Annotated in this window: 19 protein-coding genes; 1 reads left to right on the forward strand and 18 read right to left on the reverse strand. The window is 74.8% G+C overall.

Annotated elements, in window-relative coordinates:
* Positions 1-42 precede the first annotated feature (42 nt).
* The 16 genes from ACI79A_RS15905 to rpsP all read right to left on the reverse strand — a co-directional run bounded on the left by ACI79A_RS15905 (position 43) and on the right by rpsP (position 12,344).
* A complete protein-coding gene (locus ACI79A_RS15905) occupies positions 43-429 on the reverse strand; it encodes a hypothetical protein (protein ID WP_457084723.1) in 387 nt (128 codons plus the stop codon).
* A gap of 148 nt (positions 430-577) precedes the next feature.
* Complete coding sequence (gene whiG / locus ACI79A_RS15910) at positions 578-1,381, reverse strand: RNA polymerase sigma factor WhiG (protein ID WP_457084724.1); 804 nt, start codon at positions 1,379-1,381, stop codon at positions 578-580.
* A 47-nt stretch (positions 1,382-1,428) separates the two neighbouring features.
* Positions 1,429-2,385 carry a tyrosine recombinase XerC gene (locus ACI79A_RS15915; RefSeq protein ID WP_457084725.1) on the reverse strand — a complete coding sequence of 319 codons (957 nt, stop codon included), beginning with the start codon at positions 2,383-2,385 and terminating at the stop codon, positions 1,429-1,431.
* Between the two features lie 31 nt (positions 2,386-2,416).
* Entirely contained in the window at positions 2,417-3,676 is a 1,260-nt protein-coding gene (dprA, locus tag ACI79A_RS15920; protein ID WP_457084726.1) for a DNA-processing protein DprA, read from the reverse strand.
* Positions 3,673-5,193, reverse strand: a complete 1,521-nt coding sequence (locus ACI79A_RS15925) for a YifB family Mg chelatase-like AAA ATPase (protein ID WP_457084727.1) — start codon at positions 5,191-5,193, stop codon at positions 3,673-3,675. Before ACI79A_RS15925 ends, dprA begins: the two co-directional genes overlap by 4 nt.
* Complete coding sequence (locus tag ACI79A_RS15930) at positions 5,193-5,561, reverse strand: YraN family protein (RefSeq protein ID WP_457084728.1); 369 nt, start codon at positions 5,559-5,561, stop codon at positions 5,193-5,195. Before ACI79A_RS15930 ends, ACI79A_RS15925 begins: the two co-directional genes overlap by 1 nt.
* 177 nt (positions 5,562-5,738) lie before the next feature.
* Positions 5,739-6,059 carry a DUF2469 domain-containing protein gene (locus tag ACI79A_RS15935; RefSeq protein WP_457066408.1) on the reverse strand — a complete coding sequence of 107 codons (321 nt, stop codon included), beginning with the start codon at positions 6,057-6,059 and terminating at the stop codon, positions 5,739-5,741.
* A complete protein-coding gene (locus ACI79A_RS15940; protein WP_457084729.1) occupies positions 6,056-6,820 on the reverse strand; it encodes a ribonuclease HII in 765 nt (254 codons plus the stop codon). Before ACI79A_RS15940 ends, ACI79A_RS15935 begins: the two co-directional genes overlap by 4 nt.
* A 353-nt stretch (positions 6,821-7,173) precedes the next feature.
* Positions 7,174-7,866 (reverse strand): LuxR C-terminal-related transcriptional regulator, encoded by a 693-nt coding sequence (locus ACI79A_RS15945; RefSeq protein WP_457084730.1) that lies wholly within the window; start codon positions 7,864-7,866, stop codon positions 7,174-7,176.
* Positions 7,867-8,081: 215 nt separating this feature from the next.
* Entirely contained in the window at positions 8,082-9,134 is a 1,053-nt protein-coding gene (lepB, locus tag ACI79A_RS15950; protein WP_457084731.1) for a signal peptidase I, read from the reverse strand.
* A gap of 145 nt (positions 9,135-9,279) precedes the next feature.
* Positions 9,280-9,636 (reverse strand): 50S ribosomal protein L19, encoded by a 357-nt coding sequence (rplS, locus tag ACI79A_RS15955; RefSeq protein ID WP_457084732.1) that lies wholly within the window; start codon positions 9,634-9,636, stop codon positions 9,280-9,282.
* 204 nt (positions 9,637-9,840) lie between these two features.
* Positions 9,841-10,341 (reverse strand): NUDIX hydrolase, encoded by a 501-nt coding sequence (locus ACI79A_RS15960; protein ID WP_457084733.1) that lies wholly within the window; start codon positions 10,339-10,341, stop codon positions 9,841-9,843.
* 10 nt (positions 10,342-10,351) lie between these two features.
* Entirely contained in the window at positions 10,352-11,098 is a 747-nt protein-coding gene (gene trmD / locus ACI79A_RS15965) for a tRNA (guanosine(37)-N1)-methyltransferase TrmD (protein ID WP_457084734.1), read from the reverse strand.
* The gene (gene rimM / locus ACI79A_RS15970; protein WP_457084735.1) at positions 11,095-11,610 is read right to left on the reverse strand and encodes a ribosome maturation factor RimM; all 516 of its coding nucleotides are present in this window, start codon (positions 11,608-11,610) and stop codon (positions 11,095-11,097) included. Before rimM ends, trmD begins: the two co-directional genes overlap by 4 nt.
* A gap of 44 nt (positions 11,611-11,654) precedes the next feature.
* Positions 11,655-11,891: an RNA-binding protein gene (locus ACI79A_RS15975; RefSeq protein WP_299958160.1), complete on the reverse strand. Its 237-nt coding sequence runs from the start codon at positions 11,889-11,891 to the stop codon at positions 11,655-11,657.
* A 3-nt stretch (positions 11,892-11,894) separates the two neighbouring features.
* Positions 11,895-12,344, reverse strand: a complete 450-nt coding sequence (rpsP, locus tag ACI79A_RS15980) for a 30S ribosomal protein S16 (RefSeq protein ID WP_153362013.1) — start codon at positions 12,342-12,344, stop codon at positions 11,895-11,897.
* Positions 12,345-12,499: 155 nt separating this feature from the next.
* On the opposite strand from rpsP, the gene ACI79A_RS15985 reads away from it, so the two are divergent.
* Positions 12,500-12,931 (forward strand): VOC family protein, encoded by a 432-nt coding sequence (locus ACI79A_RS15985; RefSeq protein ID WP_457084736.1) that lies wholly within the window; start codon positions 12,500-12,502, stop codon positions 12,929-12,931.
* Here ACI79A_RS15985 and ACI79A_RS15990 read toward each other — a convergent pair.
* Together ACI79A_RS15990 and ACI79A_RS15995 are read right to left on the reverse strand one after the other, a co-directional pair.
* Positions 12,862-13,233, reverse strand: coding sequence for a ribonuclease E inhibitor RraB (locus tag ACI79A_RS15990; RefSeq protein ID WP_457084737.1), 372 nt, complete (start codon positions 13,231-13,233; stop codon positions 12,862-12,864). The genes ACI79A_RS15985 and ACI79A_RS15990 overlap by 70 nt on opposite strands.
* Positions 13,226-14,974: a proline--tRNA ligase gene (locus ACI79A_RS15995; RefSeq protein WP_457084738.1), complete on the reverse strand. Its 1,749-nt coding sequence runs from the start codon at positions 14,972-14,974 to the stop codon at positions 13,226-13,228. The genes ACI79A_RS15990 and ACI79A_RS15995 overlap by 8 nt, the downstream gene beginning before the upstream one ends.
* Positions 14,975-15,128: the final 154 nt, after the last annotated feature.

The raw sequence follows: 15,128 nt of genomic DNA on the forward strand, positions 1-15,128 counted from the left end.
GCGTCGGGGCTCGAGCGCGCCGACCTGGCCCCGGGACGGGGGTCAGTCGCCGTCGGGCTCGGAGACCAGGTGCACGATCGAGGCCGGGCTGCTGATCCAGAAGGCCGAGGTCTCGCCCAGCGGCTCGATCTCGTCGCAGCGGGCCACGCCCTCCGCCGCGGCCACGTGCTGCGCCGCCGCGGCGGGGTCGTCACACGTCAGCTGCAGCCAGATCTCCGCCTGGCTGACCCCCGGCACCCGGTCGATCCACAGCCGGTTCGCGCCGAACTGGAAGCCGACCGAGGGTGGCCCCGACTCGAAGGGGTTCTCGATCTCCGGCAGGCCGACCGTCTCCCGGTAGAAGCGGACGGTCTGCTCCCACTGGTGCGGCGGCACCTTCATCGCGATGTTGCGCCCTCCCGCGAACGCCACCGCTCGGTCCGTGCTCATGCGCTGCGCCTCTCGCTGCTGGGTGTCCTGCGCAGCGTGGCACGAGGTGGGGCAGCCGGTGGAGGGTCAGCTCGCGGCGCGGTGCCCGGTCAGCGGGCGACGTCCCGGTGTCGGGATCCGCGCCAGCGGCGGACGAGAGCCGGTGACCTCAGGCGATGTCGACCAGCTTGGTGCGCAGCTGGAGCACGGCCTTGGTGTGCAGCTGGCAGATGCGGCTCTCGGTCACCCCGAGGACCCGGCCGATGTCGGCCAGGGTGAGCCCCTCGAAGTAGTACAGGCTCACCACGACCTTCTCCCGGTCGGGCAGCTGCTCCACCGCGCGGGCCAGCAGCTGCCGCGCCTCCCCGTGCTCGGCCATCGCCTGCGGGTCGAGTGCGCTGGTGTCCTTGAGCGTGTCGACCAGGCGCGGGGCGGAGCCGTCGTCGTCGACGAGCAGCTCGTCGAGGGCGACGACGTTGACCAGGGACAGCTGGCCGAGGAACTTGCGGATCTCCTCGACGTCCATCTCCATCTCCGCCGCGATCTCCTCCTCGCTCGGGCTCCGCTGGAGCCGGCTCTCGAGGGCGGCGATGGTGCGCTCGAACTGACGCGCCTTCATCCGCACCGACCGCGGGATCCAGTCGGTGGAGCGGAGCTCGTCGATGATCGCGCCGCGGATTCGTGACATCGCGTAGCTCTCGAACTTGATCTCCCGCGACGGCTCGAAGCGGGTGATCGCGTCGATCAGCCCGAAGGTGCCGTAGGAGACCAGGTCGGCCTGCTCGACGTGCGCGGGCAGACCACTGCCGACCCGGCCGGCGACGTACTTGACCAGCGGCGCGTAGTGCAGGATCAGCCGGTCGCGCAGACCGGTCTCCCGGTCGACGGCGTAGCGGGCCCAGAGGTCGGCGACCGCCGCGTCCGGGTCGTCGCTCGCCCCGAGCTGGTGGACCGTCGCCTCAGACACCTGCATCCCCCTGATCGCCAGTCGCTTCGCGCACCCTTGCCGTCCCCACTGTCTCAGGCCCGCGGATGGGCCTGCGCGTGGACAGCACGCAGCCGCTCGACCGTCACGTGCGTGTAGACCTGCGTGGTCGCGAGGCTAGCGTGCCCCAGCAGCTCCTGGACCGACCGCAGGTCGGCACCGCCCTCGAGGACGTGCGTGGCCGCGGAGTGCCGCAGCCCGTGCGGGCCGATGTCCGGCGTCCCGGGAGCGGCCTGGACCGCGGCGTGCACGATGCGTCGCGCCTCCCGCGCGTCCAGCCGGCCACCACGGGCGCCCAGCAGCAGCGCCGGCCCGCTGGCCGGGGTGGCGAGCGCGGGCCGGCCCTCCGCCGACCACGTCTCCAGCGCCCGGGCCGCCGGTGCACCGAACGGCACGCTGCGCTCCTTGCGCCCCTTGCCGAAAACCCGGAGCAGCCGCCGGCCCCGGTCGACGTCGTCGACGTCCAGGCCGACCAGCTCGCCCACCCGGATGCCGCTGGCGTACAGCAGCTCGAGCACCAGCAGGTTGCGCAGCCGGAGGGCGGTCGCCGTCGTGTCCTCGGTCTCGTCGGCGGGGTGGGCGGCCTGCTCGAGCACGGCGCGCGCCTGCTCGGTGCCCAGCACGCCGGGCAGGGTGCGGTGCGCCCGGGGGCTGGCCAGCCGGAGGCCGACGTCCTCGGCCACCTGGCCGCTGCGGCGCAGGTGGGCGGTGAACGAGCGCGCCGAGGCCGCCCGGCGGGCGGTGGTGGACCGGCTGTCGCCCCGGGTGCGGCCGGCGGCCAGCCAGCTGCGCAACGTGGCGAGGTCGAGGTCGGCGGGGGTGGTCCCCTGCCGGCGGGCCAGGTGGTCCAGCAACGACACGACGTCAGTGACGTAGCCGCGCACGGTGTGGGTGGAGAGGTCCCGCTGCATGCGCAGGTGCTCCTCCCAGCCGTCCAACGACTCGGCGAGGGCAGGAGGCAGGGCCGCCCGCAGCTCCGCCGTTCCCGCCATGGGGGCAGCGTCCGTGCCGCAACGGGACCGGTCAACGGGACGCGCCGGTCCCGGGCTTCGGCGGGGGGTGCAACCGCCAGCCGGTGCCGGTCCACTGGACCAGGTCGGCGAGCTCCAGCGCCGGCAGCACCCGCAGCACGTCCAGGACGTCGCAGCCGGCCACCGACGCGAGGCGTTCGGGGGTGACGCCGGTGCGGACCGGGCAGGCGTCCAGCACCCGCCGGGCCACGTCGGACAGCTCGTCGCGGGCGGTGCCCGGCCGCTCCGGTGGGGCGGCGAGGTCGGCGCCCAGCGACCCGACCCGCTCGATCACCTGCGCCGCGGTGGTCACCAGCCGGGCCGTGCGCAGCTCGTCGCGGAGCAGCTCGTGGCAGCCCACCGACATCGCGCTGGTGACCGGGCCGGGCACCACCATCAGCGCCCGGCCCAGGTCGTCGGCCCGGTGGGCGGTGGCCAGCGCGCCGGACCTCGCGGCCGCCTCGACCACCACCGTGCCCCGGGTCAGCGCGGCGATCAGCCGGTTGCGCACCAGGAACCGGTGCCGCAGCGGCGCGCAGCCCGGCGGCCACTCGCTCACCAGCAGGCCGCCGTCCAGCAGCCGGGAGAACAGCGCCGAGTGCGACGCCGGGTAGGCCCGGTCGACGCCGCAGGCGAGCACGGCGACGGTGGGGGCACCGGCGGCCAGCGCCCCGCGGTGAGCGGCGGCGTCGATCCCGTAGGCGCCGCCGGAGACGGTGGTCCACCCCCGCTCCCCCAGGCCGTGGGCCAATTCACCGGCCACGTGCTCGCCGTACGCCGTCGCCGCCCGCGATCCGACCAGGGCCACCGATCGGTCGACCACGTCGGCCAGCGCCCCGTCACCCCGCACCCACAGCGCCAGCGGCGGGACCGGCGTCCGCCGTCGGTCGAGCCCTCGGTCGTCGGCGATCTGCGCGGTCGCCACGGTCAGGCAGTGCAGGGCCAGCGCCGGCCACTCGTCGTCCTCGGGCACGACCAGGCGTGCGCCGCACCGCTCGGCCCGCTTCAGGTCGGCCAGGCTGGCGTCGTCAGCGACCCGGGCACCGGCGACCGCCTGCACGCGGGGTGGGGCGCTCCCGGCCCGGAGTGCGGCCACCGCCTCGATCGGACCGACCCGCTCCACGAACCGCCACGCCTCCACCGACCCGGGCTCCACCGCCCGGCTGAGCCAGGCCCGCGCCCGGCGGGTCGCCGGCCCCGCGGCACCTGCGTGATCATCGGTCGGTCCGCTCCGCAGGTCGGCCACCAGCTCGTCGTGGCTCCCGGCGGTCATGCCGCCGCCCGCTGCAGCCGCATACCGAGGGCCTCGGCGACCTCGTCGGAGCCCGGCACCGTGCGCCCGGCCAGGTCGGCCAGCGTCCAGCTCACCCGTAGCACCCGGTCGAACCCGCGGACCGACAGCGTGCCCCGCTCCAGGGCCCGCTCCGCGAGCGAGAGCGCCCGCCGGGGCACCGGCCACCGCTCGCGCAGCAGCCGGCCGGGGACCGCGCTGTTCAGGGTGAACCCGGTACCGGCCAGCCGGTCCGCGGCGGCTGCGCGCGCGGCGCCCACCCGCCGGGCCACCACCCGCGTCGACTCCGGCGGTGCGACACCGTCCAGCCAGGCCGCGCGGCTCACCGCCGGCAGCGTGACCCGCAGGTCGATCCGGTCGAGCAAGGGGCCGGAGAGGCGTGACTGGTAGCGCCGGCGCTCCGGCGGGCTGCAGGTGCAGGCCGTGTCGCCGGCCGCGCTCGCGCAGGGGCACGGGTTGGCGGCGAGCACCAGCTGCGCCCGGCAGGGGAAGGTGGCCGAGCCGTTCGCCCGGTGGATGGTGACCTCGCCGCGTTCCAGCGGCTGGCGCAGCGTGTCGAGCACGGCCCGCGGGAACTCCGGCGCCTCGTCCAGGAAGAGCACGCCCAGGTGGGCCCGGCACAGCGCCCCGGGGCGGATCTGGCCCGAGCCGCCGCCGACGAGCGCGGCCATCGTCGCCGAGTGGTGCGGTGACTCGAAGGTGGGCCGCCGGACCAGCGGCGCGCCCGGGGGCAGGGTGCCGGCGACGGACGCGATCGCGGTGACCTCCATCGCGGCCCGTTCGTCCAGCGGCGGCAGCAGGCCCGGCAGCCGCTCGGCCAGCATCGTCTTCCCCGCCCCGGGCGGGCCGGTGAGGAACAGGTGGTGGCCCCCGGCGGCGGCGACCTCCACCGCGCGGCGCCCGGCGGTCTGACCGACGACGTCGGCCAGGTCCGGCTCCGGGGGTTCGGGAGCCGCGGGGCCACGGACGTGGGCCGCGATGGCGGCACCCCCGGCCAGATGGGCGACGACCTGCCGCAGCGTCCGGGCGGCCAGCACCTCGATGCCCTCGACCAGCGCCGCCTCGTCGGCGTTGTCGGCCGGCACCACGACCTGCCGGTGCCCGGCGCGGGCGGCGGCCAGCACCGCGGGGAGCACTCCGCGCACCGTCCGCAGCGACCCGTCCAGGCCCAGCTCGCCCAGCAGCACCAGCTCACGCACCCGCTCGGCGGGGACCACGCCGGCGCCGGCGAGCACCGCCACGGCGAGGGCCAGGTCGAACCCACTGCCCTGCTTCGGCATCGCGGCCGGCGACAGCCCGATCGTCACCCGGCGCAGCGGGAAGTCGTGCCCGCTGTTGACGACCGCCGCACGCACCCGGTCGACCGACTGGCGCACGACGGCGTCGGGCAGGCCGACCAGCACCACCGTGGGCACCCCGGCGGCGAGGTCGACCTCGACCTCCACCATGGCGCCGCGCACGCCGACCAGCCCCACCGACCAGGTCCTCGCCAGCGCCATCAGAACGCGTTCCGCAGGTGCGCCACGCGGGCCGGCCCGTCGACCGGGACGTGCACCCCGACGACGTCGAAGCGCAGATCGGGTGCGTGGTGGTCGTGCGCGGCGAGCCAGGCGCGGGCCAGCTGGCGCAGCCGGCGCCGCTTGTCGGCGGTCACCGCCTCCACGGCGTGACCGAACCCGGTGCCGCGCCGGGTCTTCACCTCGCAGAAGACGATCGCGTCGCCGTCGCGGGCGACGACGTCGAGCTCACCGTGGCGGCAGCGCCAGTTCCGGTCGAGCACCTGCATGCCGGCGTCGGTGAGCAGCCGGACGGCCACCCGCTCGCCGTAGGCGCCGAGGGCGGCTCGTGGGGTCGGGGTCGGAGACACCCCTCGACCCTGGGTCCGGCGCGGGCAGCGGACCAGAGCCGCACCGGGTCTGTGGACAGCCGGTGCGGCTGTGGACGACGAACCGCCGCTCGTCCCCCCGCCGGGCAGCCTGGCCGGGTGGGCGACGCGGGATGAGGCCACGCGGGATCAGGCCAGGCGGGATCAGGGCAAGCAGGGTCAGGGCAGGCGCGGGTTGTCCGGCAACTCGAGGTCGGGCTTGTCCAGCTCCTCGACGTTGACGTCCTTGAACGTCACCACCCGCACGTTCTTCACGAACCGCGCCGGCCGGTACATGTCCCAGACCCAGGCGTCGGTGAGGGTGAGCTCGAAGAACACCTCACCGCCGGCGTCCCGGACCTGCAGGTCGACGCTGTTGGCCAGGTAGAACCGCCGCTCGGTCTCCACCACGTAGGAGAACTGGCGGACGATGTCCTTGTACTCGCGATAGAGCTGCAGCTCCATCTCGGTCTCGTACTTCTCGAGGTCCTCGGTGCTCATCGCGTGTGCTCCACGAGTGCCGGCGTGGGCAGGCCGGCGCGGTGGTCGGCAGCCCGCGGGATGGATCCGGAGACGAGCTCCGGGAGGTCGTTCGACTGGGCGGGCACGGGTCCATCATCGGGCATGGCCCGCCTCCCCGGCAGCGCCGGTGCCCGCGCGGCGTGCGCGTCCCGCGCCCGGGCCACGTTGACGAACCGCATCCGGTGCTCGGGGCAGGGGCCGTGCTCGTCCAGGGCCGCGCTGTGGGCGTCGGTGATGTACCCCTTGTGCACGTCGAAGCCGTAGGCGGGGAACCGCTCGTGCAGGTCGAGCATCATCCGGTCCCGGGTGACCTTGGCCAGCACGGAGGCCGCGGCCACGCAGGCAGCGACCCGGTCGCCTTTCCAGACCGCCAGGGAGGGCTGGGCCAGGCCGCTGACCGGGAAGCCGTCGGTGAGCACGTACTCCGGTCCGGGGTCCAGGGCGTGCACCGCCCGACGTAACGCCTCGATGTTGGTCACGTGCATCCCCCGGGCGTCGAGCTCGGGCACGGGGATGACGACGACCGACCAGGCGAGCGCCCGCTGGACGATCTCGGCGTAGACCTGCTCCCGGGTGGCCGGGGTGAGCAGCTTGGAGTCGGCGAGCCCGGGCACGCGGCCACGGCGACCGGCCGGCAGCACGCAGGCGGCCGCGACGAGGGGGCCGGCGCAGGCTCCGCGCCCGGCCTCGTCGGCGCCGGCGATCGCGGCGAACCCGCGGCGGCGCAGGGAGCGCTCCATCGCCCAGAGGGTGTCCGAGGCCTCCGCGGCGGACACGCCGCGGGAGCGGGGAGCAGTCGGGGTGGATCGGGCAGGCATCGACTGCCGACCCTACGACGCCGGGGGGACGTCGTGGCCCGCGGACCGAACGGCGGCGCACCCGGCGCGGCCCGGACACACCACGACCCGGACACACCACGACCCGGACACACCACGAGCCGGTCCGCGGGGGAACGGGGACCGGCTCGTGGCGGGCGAGCGTGGTCGGCGCGTGCCGACCAGCCCGGCCTGCCGGGGCGTGGGGGGACGTCCCGGCCGTCGGGTCGGGTCGGGGGCGGCGGGCGCGTTGCCCGGTCCGTCCCCGGCCCGCCGGCTCAGACGCCGGTGGCGGTGAAGGAGTGCGCGCCGCAGGTGCAGCCGGGGTTGCGGGCGGAGAGCACCAGCGACACGGCGTGCGCACGGTCGCGCGCGCCGAGCTTGCGCAGGATCGCCTTGACGTGGGACTTGACGGTGTCCTCGCTGATGAACAGGTTCCGGCCGATCTGCCGGTTGGACTGCCCCTGGAGGAGCTCGTCGAGGACGTCGGACTCACGGCGGGTCAGCGGCACCTCGGGGGCCAGCGGCTTGGCGACCGGCTCGGCCCCGCCCTCGGTGCGGCGGATCTGCGGGTCGACGACGGTGCGCCCGGCGCGGGCCGCGAGCACCGCCCAGCCCAGCAGCGTGGGCGAGGTGTTCATCAGCAGGTAGCCGCGGACGCCGGCGGCCAGCGCCTCGTTGACCACGGCGGGGTCCTCGGAGGTGGCGATGGCGACGATCGCGATCTGCGGGTAGCGGCGACGCAGGTCGCGGCAGGCGTTGAGGGTCGCGGCCCGGCCGGCGCCCAGCTCGACGACGACGGCGTCGGGGCGGGCGGAGTCGGCGAGGGTCAGCGCGCGGCGGGGCTCCCCCGGGGTGCCCACCGCCTGCATGCCGGCGGTCTCGTTGATCATGCCGATCAGGCCGCGGCGCAGAACCGGGGCGTCCGCGAGGATCATGACGCGGGTGACGCCGCGCGTGGTGCTCGCCATGGGTGCAGACACTGTCTGACTCTCCGTTCGGGTCTGATGACTCTCTGCGATGTACATCGACCGGGTGAACGGATTGCTTGAACAACTTTCGCGAACTTCTTTGCGCGACCCGCGCAGATCATGCCGAAAGGCGCCTCAGAGGGGTTGCCGAGCGCACCCGGACGACGGCGCGCCTGCTCGACAGTGGCCCTGCAGGAGCCCTCCCGGCGGGACCGTCAGTCGGCCGAGGAGCCCCGCGCCGGCCGGGTCTGCGCGGGCCGGCGCACGCGCCGCCAGCCGGTGCGGGGCGGACGCCGGGACGGCCCTGCCGCCCGGGCCCGCCGCTGCCCGTGCCGCCGTCGCCAGGCGGTCAGCGGTGCGGCGCCGGCCAGCCCCAGGACGTAGGGCACCGCGACCGCCGCGGCGCCCTGGACCGGCAGCCCGACGGGCGCGGCGGACGCGTCCGCCTGCTGGATGTCCGGGTCGTCGATGAGCCCGAAACGGTCCAGCGGCCAGACGATCACGGCCGCCTTCCCGATGACGTCGTCCTCGGAGATGGTGCCGGAGTACTGGTCGCCGACGTGCGATCGGGAGTCCGCGGACGCCGAGCGGTGGTCGCCCATCACCCACAACCGCCCCTCGGGCACGGTCACCGGGGAGAAGGCGCGGGACTCGGGCGGGTTGTCCTGGTAGACGTAGGGCTCGTCCAGCGGCTGCCCGTCGACGACCACCCGCCCCTCCGGGTCGCAGCACTCGACCGTCTGCCCTCCGGTGGCGATCACCCGCTTGACGTAGTCGTCCTCGCTGGGCGGGGCCACGCCGATCGTCCGGCCCAGGGTCAGCAGCGCCCCGGTGAACCAGTTGCTCGGCTCCGCCACCGTGATCTCCGGGGCCCAGGTGTCCGGACCGCGGAAGACGACGACGTCGCCGGGCTCCGGCTCGCCACCGAACCAGTAGGGCACCTTGTTGACCAGCACGCGGTCGCCGGTGCAGCCCGGGCAGCCGTGCAGCGTCTGCTCCATCGACCCCGACGGGATGAAGAACGCCTGCACGAGGAACGTCTTCACCAGCAGCGCCAGCACGAAGGCGATGACCAGCAGCACCGGCAGCTCCCGCAGCAGGGAGCCCTTCTTCGCCGGCGCGCGGCCACCGCGCTCCGCCGCCGGAGTGCTGCCCGGCTCGGGTTCGCCGGACCGGCGGTCGCCCGCCTCCGGGGAGGACGGGGAGTCCGGGGTTCCGTCCCGCGAGGGACGGCCGGCGGACGAGTCGGTGGGCCCGTGCGTGCTCATCGCCGATCAGCGTACGGTCCGCGCGCCACCCCGCCCGGCGGAACGCCGGGCAGGGTGCCACCGCACAGCGACGGGGCCGGCCGGAGAACGCGAACGGGCCGGCTGCCCGAAGGCAGCCGGCCCGTTCGACGCGGAGACGCTGGGGTCAGCGCGCGACGACCTCGCGCTTCTCCTTGATCTTGGCGGCCTTTCCGCGCAGCTCACGGAGGTAGTACAGCTTCGCCCGGCGGACGTCACCGCGGGTGAGCACCTCGATCTTCTCGACGACCGGGGTGTGCACCGGGAAGGTGCGCTCCACGCCGACGCCGAAGCTGACCTTGCGGACGGTGAAGGTCTCGCGGATCCCGCCGCCCTGGCGCCGGATGATGACGCCCTGGAAGACCTGGACGCGCGAGCGGTTGCCCTCGATGACCCGCACGTGCACCTTCACGGTGTCCCCGGGGCGGAAGTCGGGGATGTCGTTGCGCAACGACGCGGCGTCGAGGGCGTCCAGGGTGTTCATCGCAGCAGTCCTCAGAATCTAGGGAACTCGTCGTGTAACGGGCAGCGGGGTCCCGGTGAGTCCGTACCGGGGGGCCGCGCTCCACCACCCGCGTCGTCGTCCGTGACCTCGTGCAGGACGTGGTCGGGGGACGTCGTCGTCAGGTGCGGAGCCACTGTCGACAGGAGCCGACGGCGTGCAGCAGCTCTCTACTGTGCCACATCTTCAGGTGACGATGCGCGGGGGCCCCGTCCACGGGCGCGCGAGCAGCTGCGGGAGCGCGTCGGCGAGGTCGCGCGGGGCGAACGCCACCCCACCCGCGGCGATCTCCGCGACGCTCCACCAGCGGTGCGGCTCGTCGGCGAGCAGCTCCAGCTCGGTGCGCCCGGCCACGTCGACTTCGTGCCGGACGTCGCGCAGCACGAAGAAGGTCTCCCGCGAGTCGATCTCCTGCCCACCCCAGCGGCCCAGGTGCCGACGCAGCCACACCGGCCCCTCCAGTTCCGCGGGGTCGGCGCGCAGACCGGTCTCCTCGGCGAGCTCACGGACGGCGGCCGTGCGCAGGTCCTCGCCGTCCTCCACTCCCCCGCCGGGCGTGTACCAGAACAGCACCTCGCCGGGGACGGCGTCCGGGCCGGTGAGCCGCGCGCCGAGCAGCAGCACCCGCTGCGCCGGGTCGAGCACCAGCACGCGGGCGGTCGGCCGCACCCAGGGCCGGTCCGTCACGGCGGGGGCCTCACGGCTGGGGGTCGGCGTCCAGCGCGGCCCGGTCGGCCGGCGACAGCCCTTCGGCCGGCAGCGCGGCGAGCAGGTCGGGACGGCGGTCGGCGGTACGCCGGAGTGACTGCGCGCGGCGCCAGCGGGCGATGGCCGCGTGGTCGCCGGAGAGCAGCACCGGCGGCACGTCGTGGCCGCGCCAGCTGGCCGGGCGGGTGTAGGAGGGCCCTTCGAGCAGCCCGTCGGCGTGCGAGTCGAACTCCACCGACTCGGCGTTGCCGACGACGCCGGGGATCAGCCGGGTGACCGCCTCGACCATGACCAGCACCGCGGACTCCCCGCCGGCGAGGACGTAGTCGCCGATGGAGACCTCCGAGACCGGGCCCGCCGAGGCCGCCCAGTCCGCGACCCGCTGGTCGATGCCCTCGTAGCGGCCGCAGGCGAAGACCAGGCCGGGTTCGGTGGCCCACTCGGCGGCGATCGACTGGGTGAAGGGCCGGCCCGCCGGGGTCGGCACGACCAGCCGGGTGCCCGGCGGCCGGACCGCCTCCAGCGCCCGGGCCCAGGGCTCGGGGCGCATGACCATGCCGGGTCCGCCGCCGTACGGGGCGTCGTCGACCGTGCGGTGGACGTCGTCGGTCCACTGCCGCAGGTCGTGCACCCCGATGCTGACCAGCCCGCGCTCGGCGGCCTTGCCCAGCAGCGACTGGCGCAGCGGCGCGAGGTACTCGGGGAAGATCGAGACGACGTCGACGCGGAAGCTCACAGGTCGAGCAGCCCCTCGGGCGGGTCGACGACGAGCCGGCCACCGGCGACGTCGACCGTCGGCACCATGGCCGCGACGAACGGCACGAGCAGCTCGCGGCCGTCGGTGCGCCGCACGACCAGCAGCTCGGCGCCCTCGTGCTGGACGGCGGTCACCTCGCCCAGCGGCGTCCCGTCGGTCAGCTCGGCGGCCAGGCCGACCAGCTGGTGGTCGTAGAAGGAGTCCGGGTCGTCGAGCTCGGGCAGCGCGTCGACCGGGACCAGCAGCTGCGTGTTGCGCAGCGCGTCCGCGGCCTCGCGGTCGGCGATCACCGCGCCGTCGGGGCGGGACAGGGTGAGCAGCAGCGTGCCGCTGTGCCAGCGCATCCCGGCGACGGTGAGCGGGCCGCGGGAGGGCGGGTCGGTGAGCAGCACCGACCCGGGGGCGAACCGCAGGTCGGGGTCGTCGGTGCGCACCTCGACGGTCACCTGACCACGGACACCGTGGGGCCGGCCGATGCGGCCGACCACCACGGTGTCGGGGTGTGCGGGGGTGGCGCCTGCGGCGCCGGGAGTGCTCAGCGCCCGTCGGTGTCGACGACGTCGACCCGAAGGCCGCGGCCGCCGACACCGGTCATGACCTGGCGCAGCGCCTTGGCGGTGCGCCCGCCGCGGCCGATGACCTTGCCGAGGTCGTCGGGGTGCACCCGGACCTCGAGGGTCTTGCCGCGGCGGCCGTTGACCATGTCGACCACGACGTCGTCGGGGTTGTCGACGATGCCCTTGACCAGGTGCTCGAGCGCTTCTTCGAGCACGTCTTACTCGGCAGCAGGCGTCTCGGCGGCGTCCGCGGCCGGGGCGTCGGCAGCGGCGTCGGCCTTGGGGGCGGCCTTCTTGCGCGGGGTGGTCGCCTCGGTCGTCGGCTCGTCGGCGGCGGCGCGGGCGGCCTCCTCGTACAGGGCCTTCTTGTCCGGCTTGGGAGCCGCGACCTTCATCGGGGCCGGAGCCGGCTCGCCCTTGAACTTCTGCCAGTCACCGGTGACCCGGAGGATGGCGGCGACGGCCTCGGTCGGCTGGGCGCCGACGCCGAGCCAGTACTGCGCGCGCTCGCTGTCGACCTCGATGAAGGACGGGTCCTCCTTCGGGTGGTACTTGCCGATCGTCTCGATCGAGCGACCGTCCCGCTTGGTGCGGGCGTCGGCGACGACGATGCGGTAGTACGGCGCGCGCATCTTGCCCAGGCGCATGAGCTTGATCTTGGTGGCCACGGTGTGTGGTGTGCTCCTCGAACGTGTGTGGTTGCCCGCCGGACGGTCGCGTGGGGGTACGCCGGGGCGAGGCGATGGACACGGGCGGGGATGGTGAGAGGGCCACCCGCCGCCGTGTTCGACAGACCATGATGCCAGACGCGAGGGAAGAGCTCATGACCGCTGCCGGACCCCTGCATCACCTCGAGCTGTGGGTGCCCGATCTCGCCCGTGCGGAACGATCCTGGGGGTGGCTGCTGACCGCCCTGGGCGCCGCACCGTTCCAGTCGTGGCCGCACGGCCGGTCCTGGCGCTGGGCGGAGGGCGGCTACCTCGTCATCGAGCAGTCCCCGGCGCTGACCGGCGACCGGCACGACCGCCGCGCCCCCGGGCTCAACCACCTGGCGTTCTGGGTGCACGACCTGGACGCGCTGGTCGCCGAGGCCCCCGCCCACGGCTGGTCGCTGTTGTTCGCCGACCGGCACCCGTTCGCCGGTGGTCCCGAGCACCGGGCCGCCTACCTGGCCGACGGCGACGGCTACGAGGTGGAACTGGTGCCCTCGTCGCCGGACTCCGCGGCCACCAGGAACCCGCCCCAGCCGTCGTAGCGGCCCCCGTGCCGCTCGACGATGCCGACCACCTCACGGGTGAAGTCGGCCGCGGTCTCGTGGTCGACCGCCGTCATGGCACTGAACTCGAGCCACACGGTGAGGAAGCGGCGGTACAGCCCGTCGACCCGGTAGCCGGCCCCGGTGAGCTCCTGCCCGGCCGCCACCGCCGCCCTCCGGCTCCGGAAGGCGGCGGTGTGGTCGATCGGCCGGGGCGCGTGCACCTGGTCGCCGTGGCCGAGGTTGGCCTCGACCGTCTCGGCGGTCAGCCGCAGCTGCTCGGCGAGGCTGCGGTCAGCCACGGACGGCGGCGAGGACGGCGTCGGCCGCCTCGGCCACGGCAACCTCGGACCGCTCACCGGTGGCCCGGTCGCGCACCTCGATGACGCCGTCGGCCAGCCCGCGGCCCACGGTGACGATCGTCGGCATGCCGAGCAGCTCGGCGTCCTTGAACTTGACCCCAGGTGACACCTTCGGGCGGTCGTCGAAGAGCACGGTGAGCCCGGCGTCGACCAGCTGGCCGGCGAGGGTCTCGGCGTACTCGAAGACGGCGGCGTCCTTGCCGGTGGCGACCAGGTGGACGTCCGCGGGTGCGACCGAGCGCGGCCAGCGCAGGCCGAGCTCGTCGTGGGTGGACTCCGCGATGGCAGCCACCGCCCGGGAGACGCCGATGCCGTAGGAGCCCATGGTGACGGTGACCAGCTTGCCGTTCTCGTCGAGCACCTTGAGGTCCAGCGCCTCGGCGTACTTGCGACCCAGCTGGAAGATGTGGCCCATCTCCACGCCGCGGGCCAGCTCCAGCGGGCCGGAGCCGTCGGGCGCGGGGTCGCCGGCGAGCACCTCGGCGGCCTCGATCACGCCGTCCCAGGTGAAGTCTCGCCCGGCGACCAGGTCGAACACGTGCTTGCCCGGCTCGTTGGCGCCGGTGATCCACCGGCTGCCGGGCACCACCCGCGGGTCGACCAGGTAACGGATGCCGGTCTTGCTCTCGGTGCCCAGCACCTGCGGGCCGATGTAGCCCTTGACCAGGTCGGGGTGGGCGGCGAAGTCGGTGAACGGCTCGACCTCGGCGGGCGAGACCTGGGCCTCCAGCCGCTTGGCGTCGACCTCCCGGTCACCGGGCAGACCGATCACCAGCGGCTCGCGGGTGCCGTCGGGGTGGGCCAGCGTGACCACGACGTTCTTCAGCGTGTGCGCGGCGGTGTACCCGGCGTCCGGGAACTTCTCGGTGGCCACCGCGACCAGGGTGTCGATGGTCGGGGTGTCGGGGGTGTCCTCGACGTGCGCCTCGGGCAGCCCGTCGAACGGGATCGACTCGGGGACGACGGTCGACACCGCCTCCACGTTCGCCGCGTACCCGCCCGGCGAGCGGACGAAGGTGTCCTCCCCGATCGAGGTCGGGTGCAGGAACTCCTCGCTCTTGGAGCCACCCATCGCCCCGGACATGGCCGAGACGATCACGTACTCCAGGCCCAGCCGGTCGAAGATCCGGATGTAGGCCTCGCGGTGGGCGGCGTAGGAGCGGTCCAGGCCGGCGTCGTCGACGTCGAAGGAGTAGCTGTCCTTCATGGTGAACTCGCGGCCGCGGAACAGCCCGGCCCGGGGCCGCGCCTCGTCCCGGTACTTGGTCTGGATCTGGTAGAGCGAGACCGGCAGGTCCTTGTAGGAGCCGTAGAGGTCCTTCACCAGGAGGGTGAACATCTCCTCGTGGGTGGGGCCGAGCAGGAAGTCGTTGCCCCGCCGGTCCTGCAGCCGGAAGAGGTTGGGCCCGTACTCGGTCCAGCGGCCGGTCGCCTCGTAGGGCTCGCGCGGCAGCAGCGCCGGGAAGTGCACCTCCTGCGCGCCCATCGCGTCCATCTCCTCGCGGACGATGCGCTCGACGTTGCGGAACACCCGCCAGCCCAGCGGCAGCCAGGTGAACCCGCCCGGCGCGGCCCGCCGGATGTAGCCGCCCCGGGCGAGCAGCCGGTGGCTGGGGACCTCGGCATCGGCCGGGTCGTCGCGCAGCGTGCGCAGGAAGGACGTCGACATACGAAGGAGCACGGCGCAAGCATCCCAGGCGCCCGGGGAACGCCGTCCACGGGTTTGCCGGGGCGCCGTCCTGGCTCACCGTGGGGGGGGGGGGGGGGGGGGGGGGGGGGGGGGGGGGGGGGGGGGGGGGGGGGGGGGGGGGGGCGTCGTGGGGGGGGGCGGGCGG

It is taken from the genome of Modestobacter sp. SYSU DS0657 (assembly GCF_054050925.1).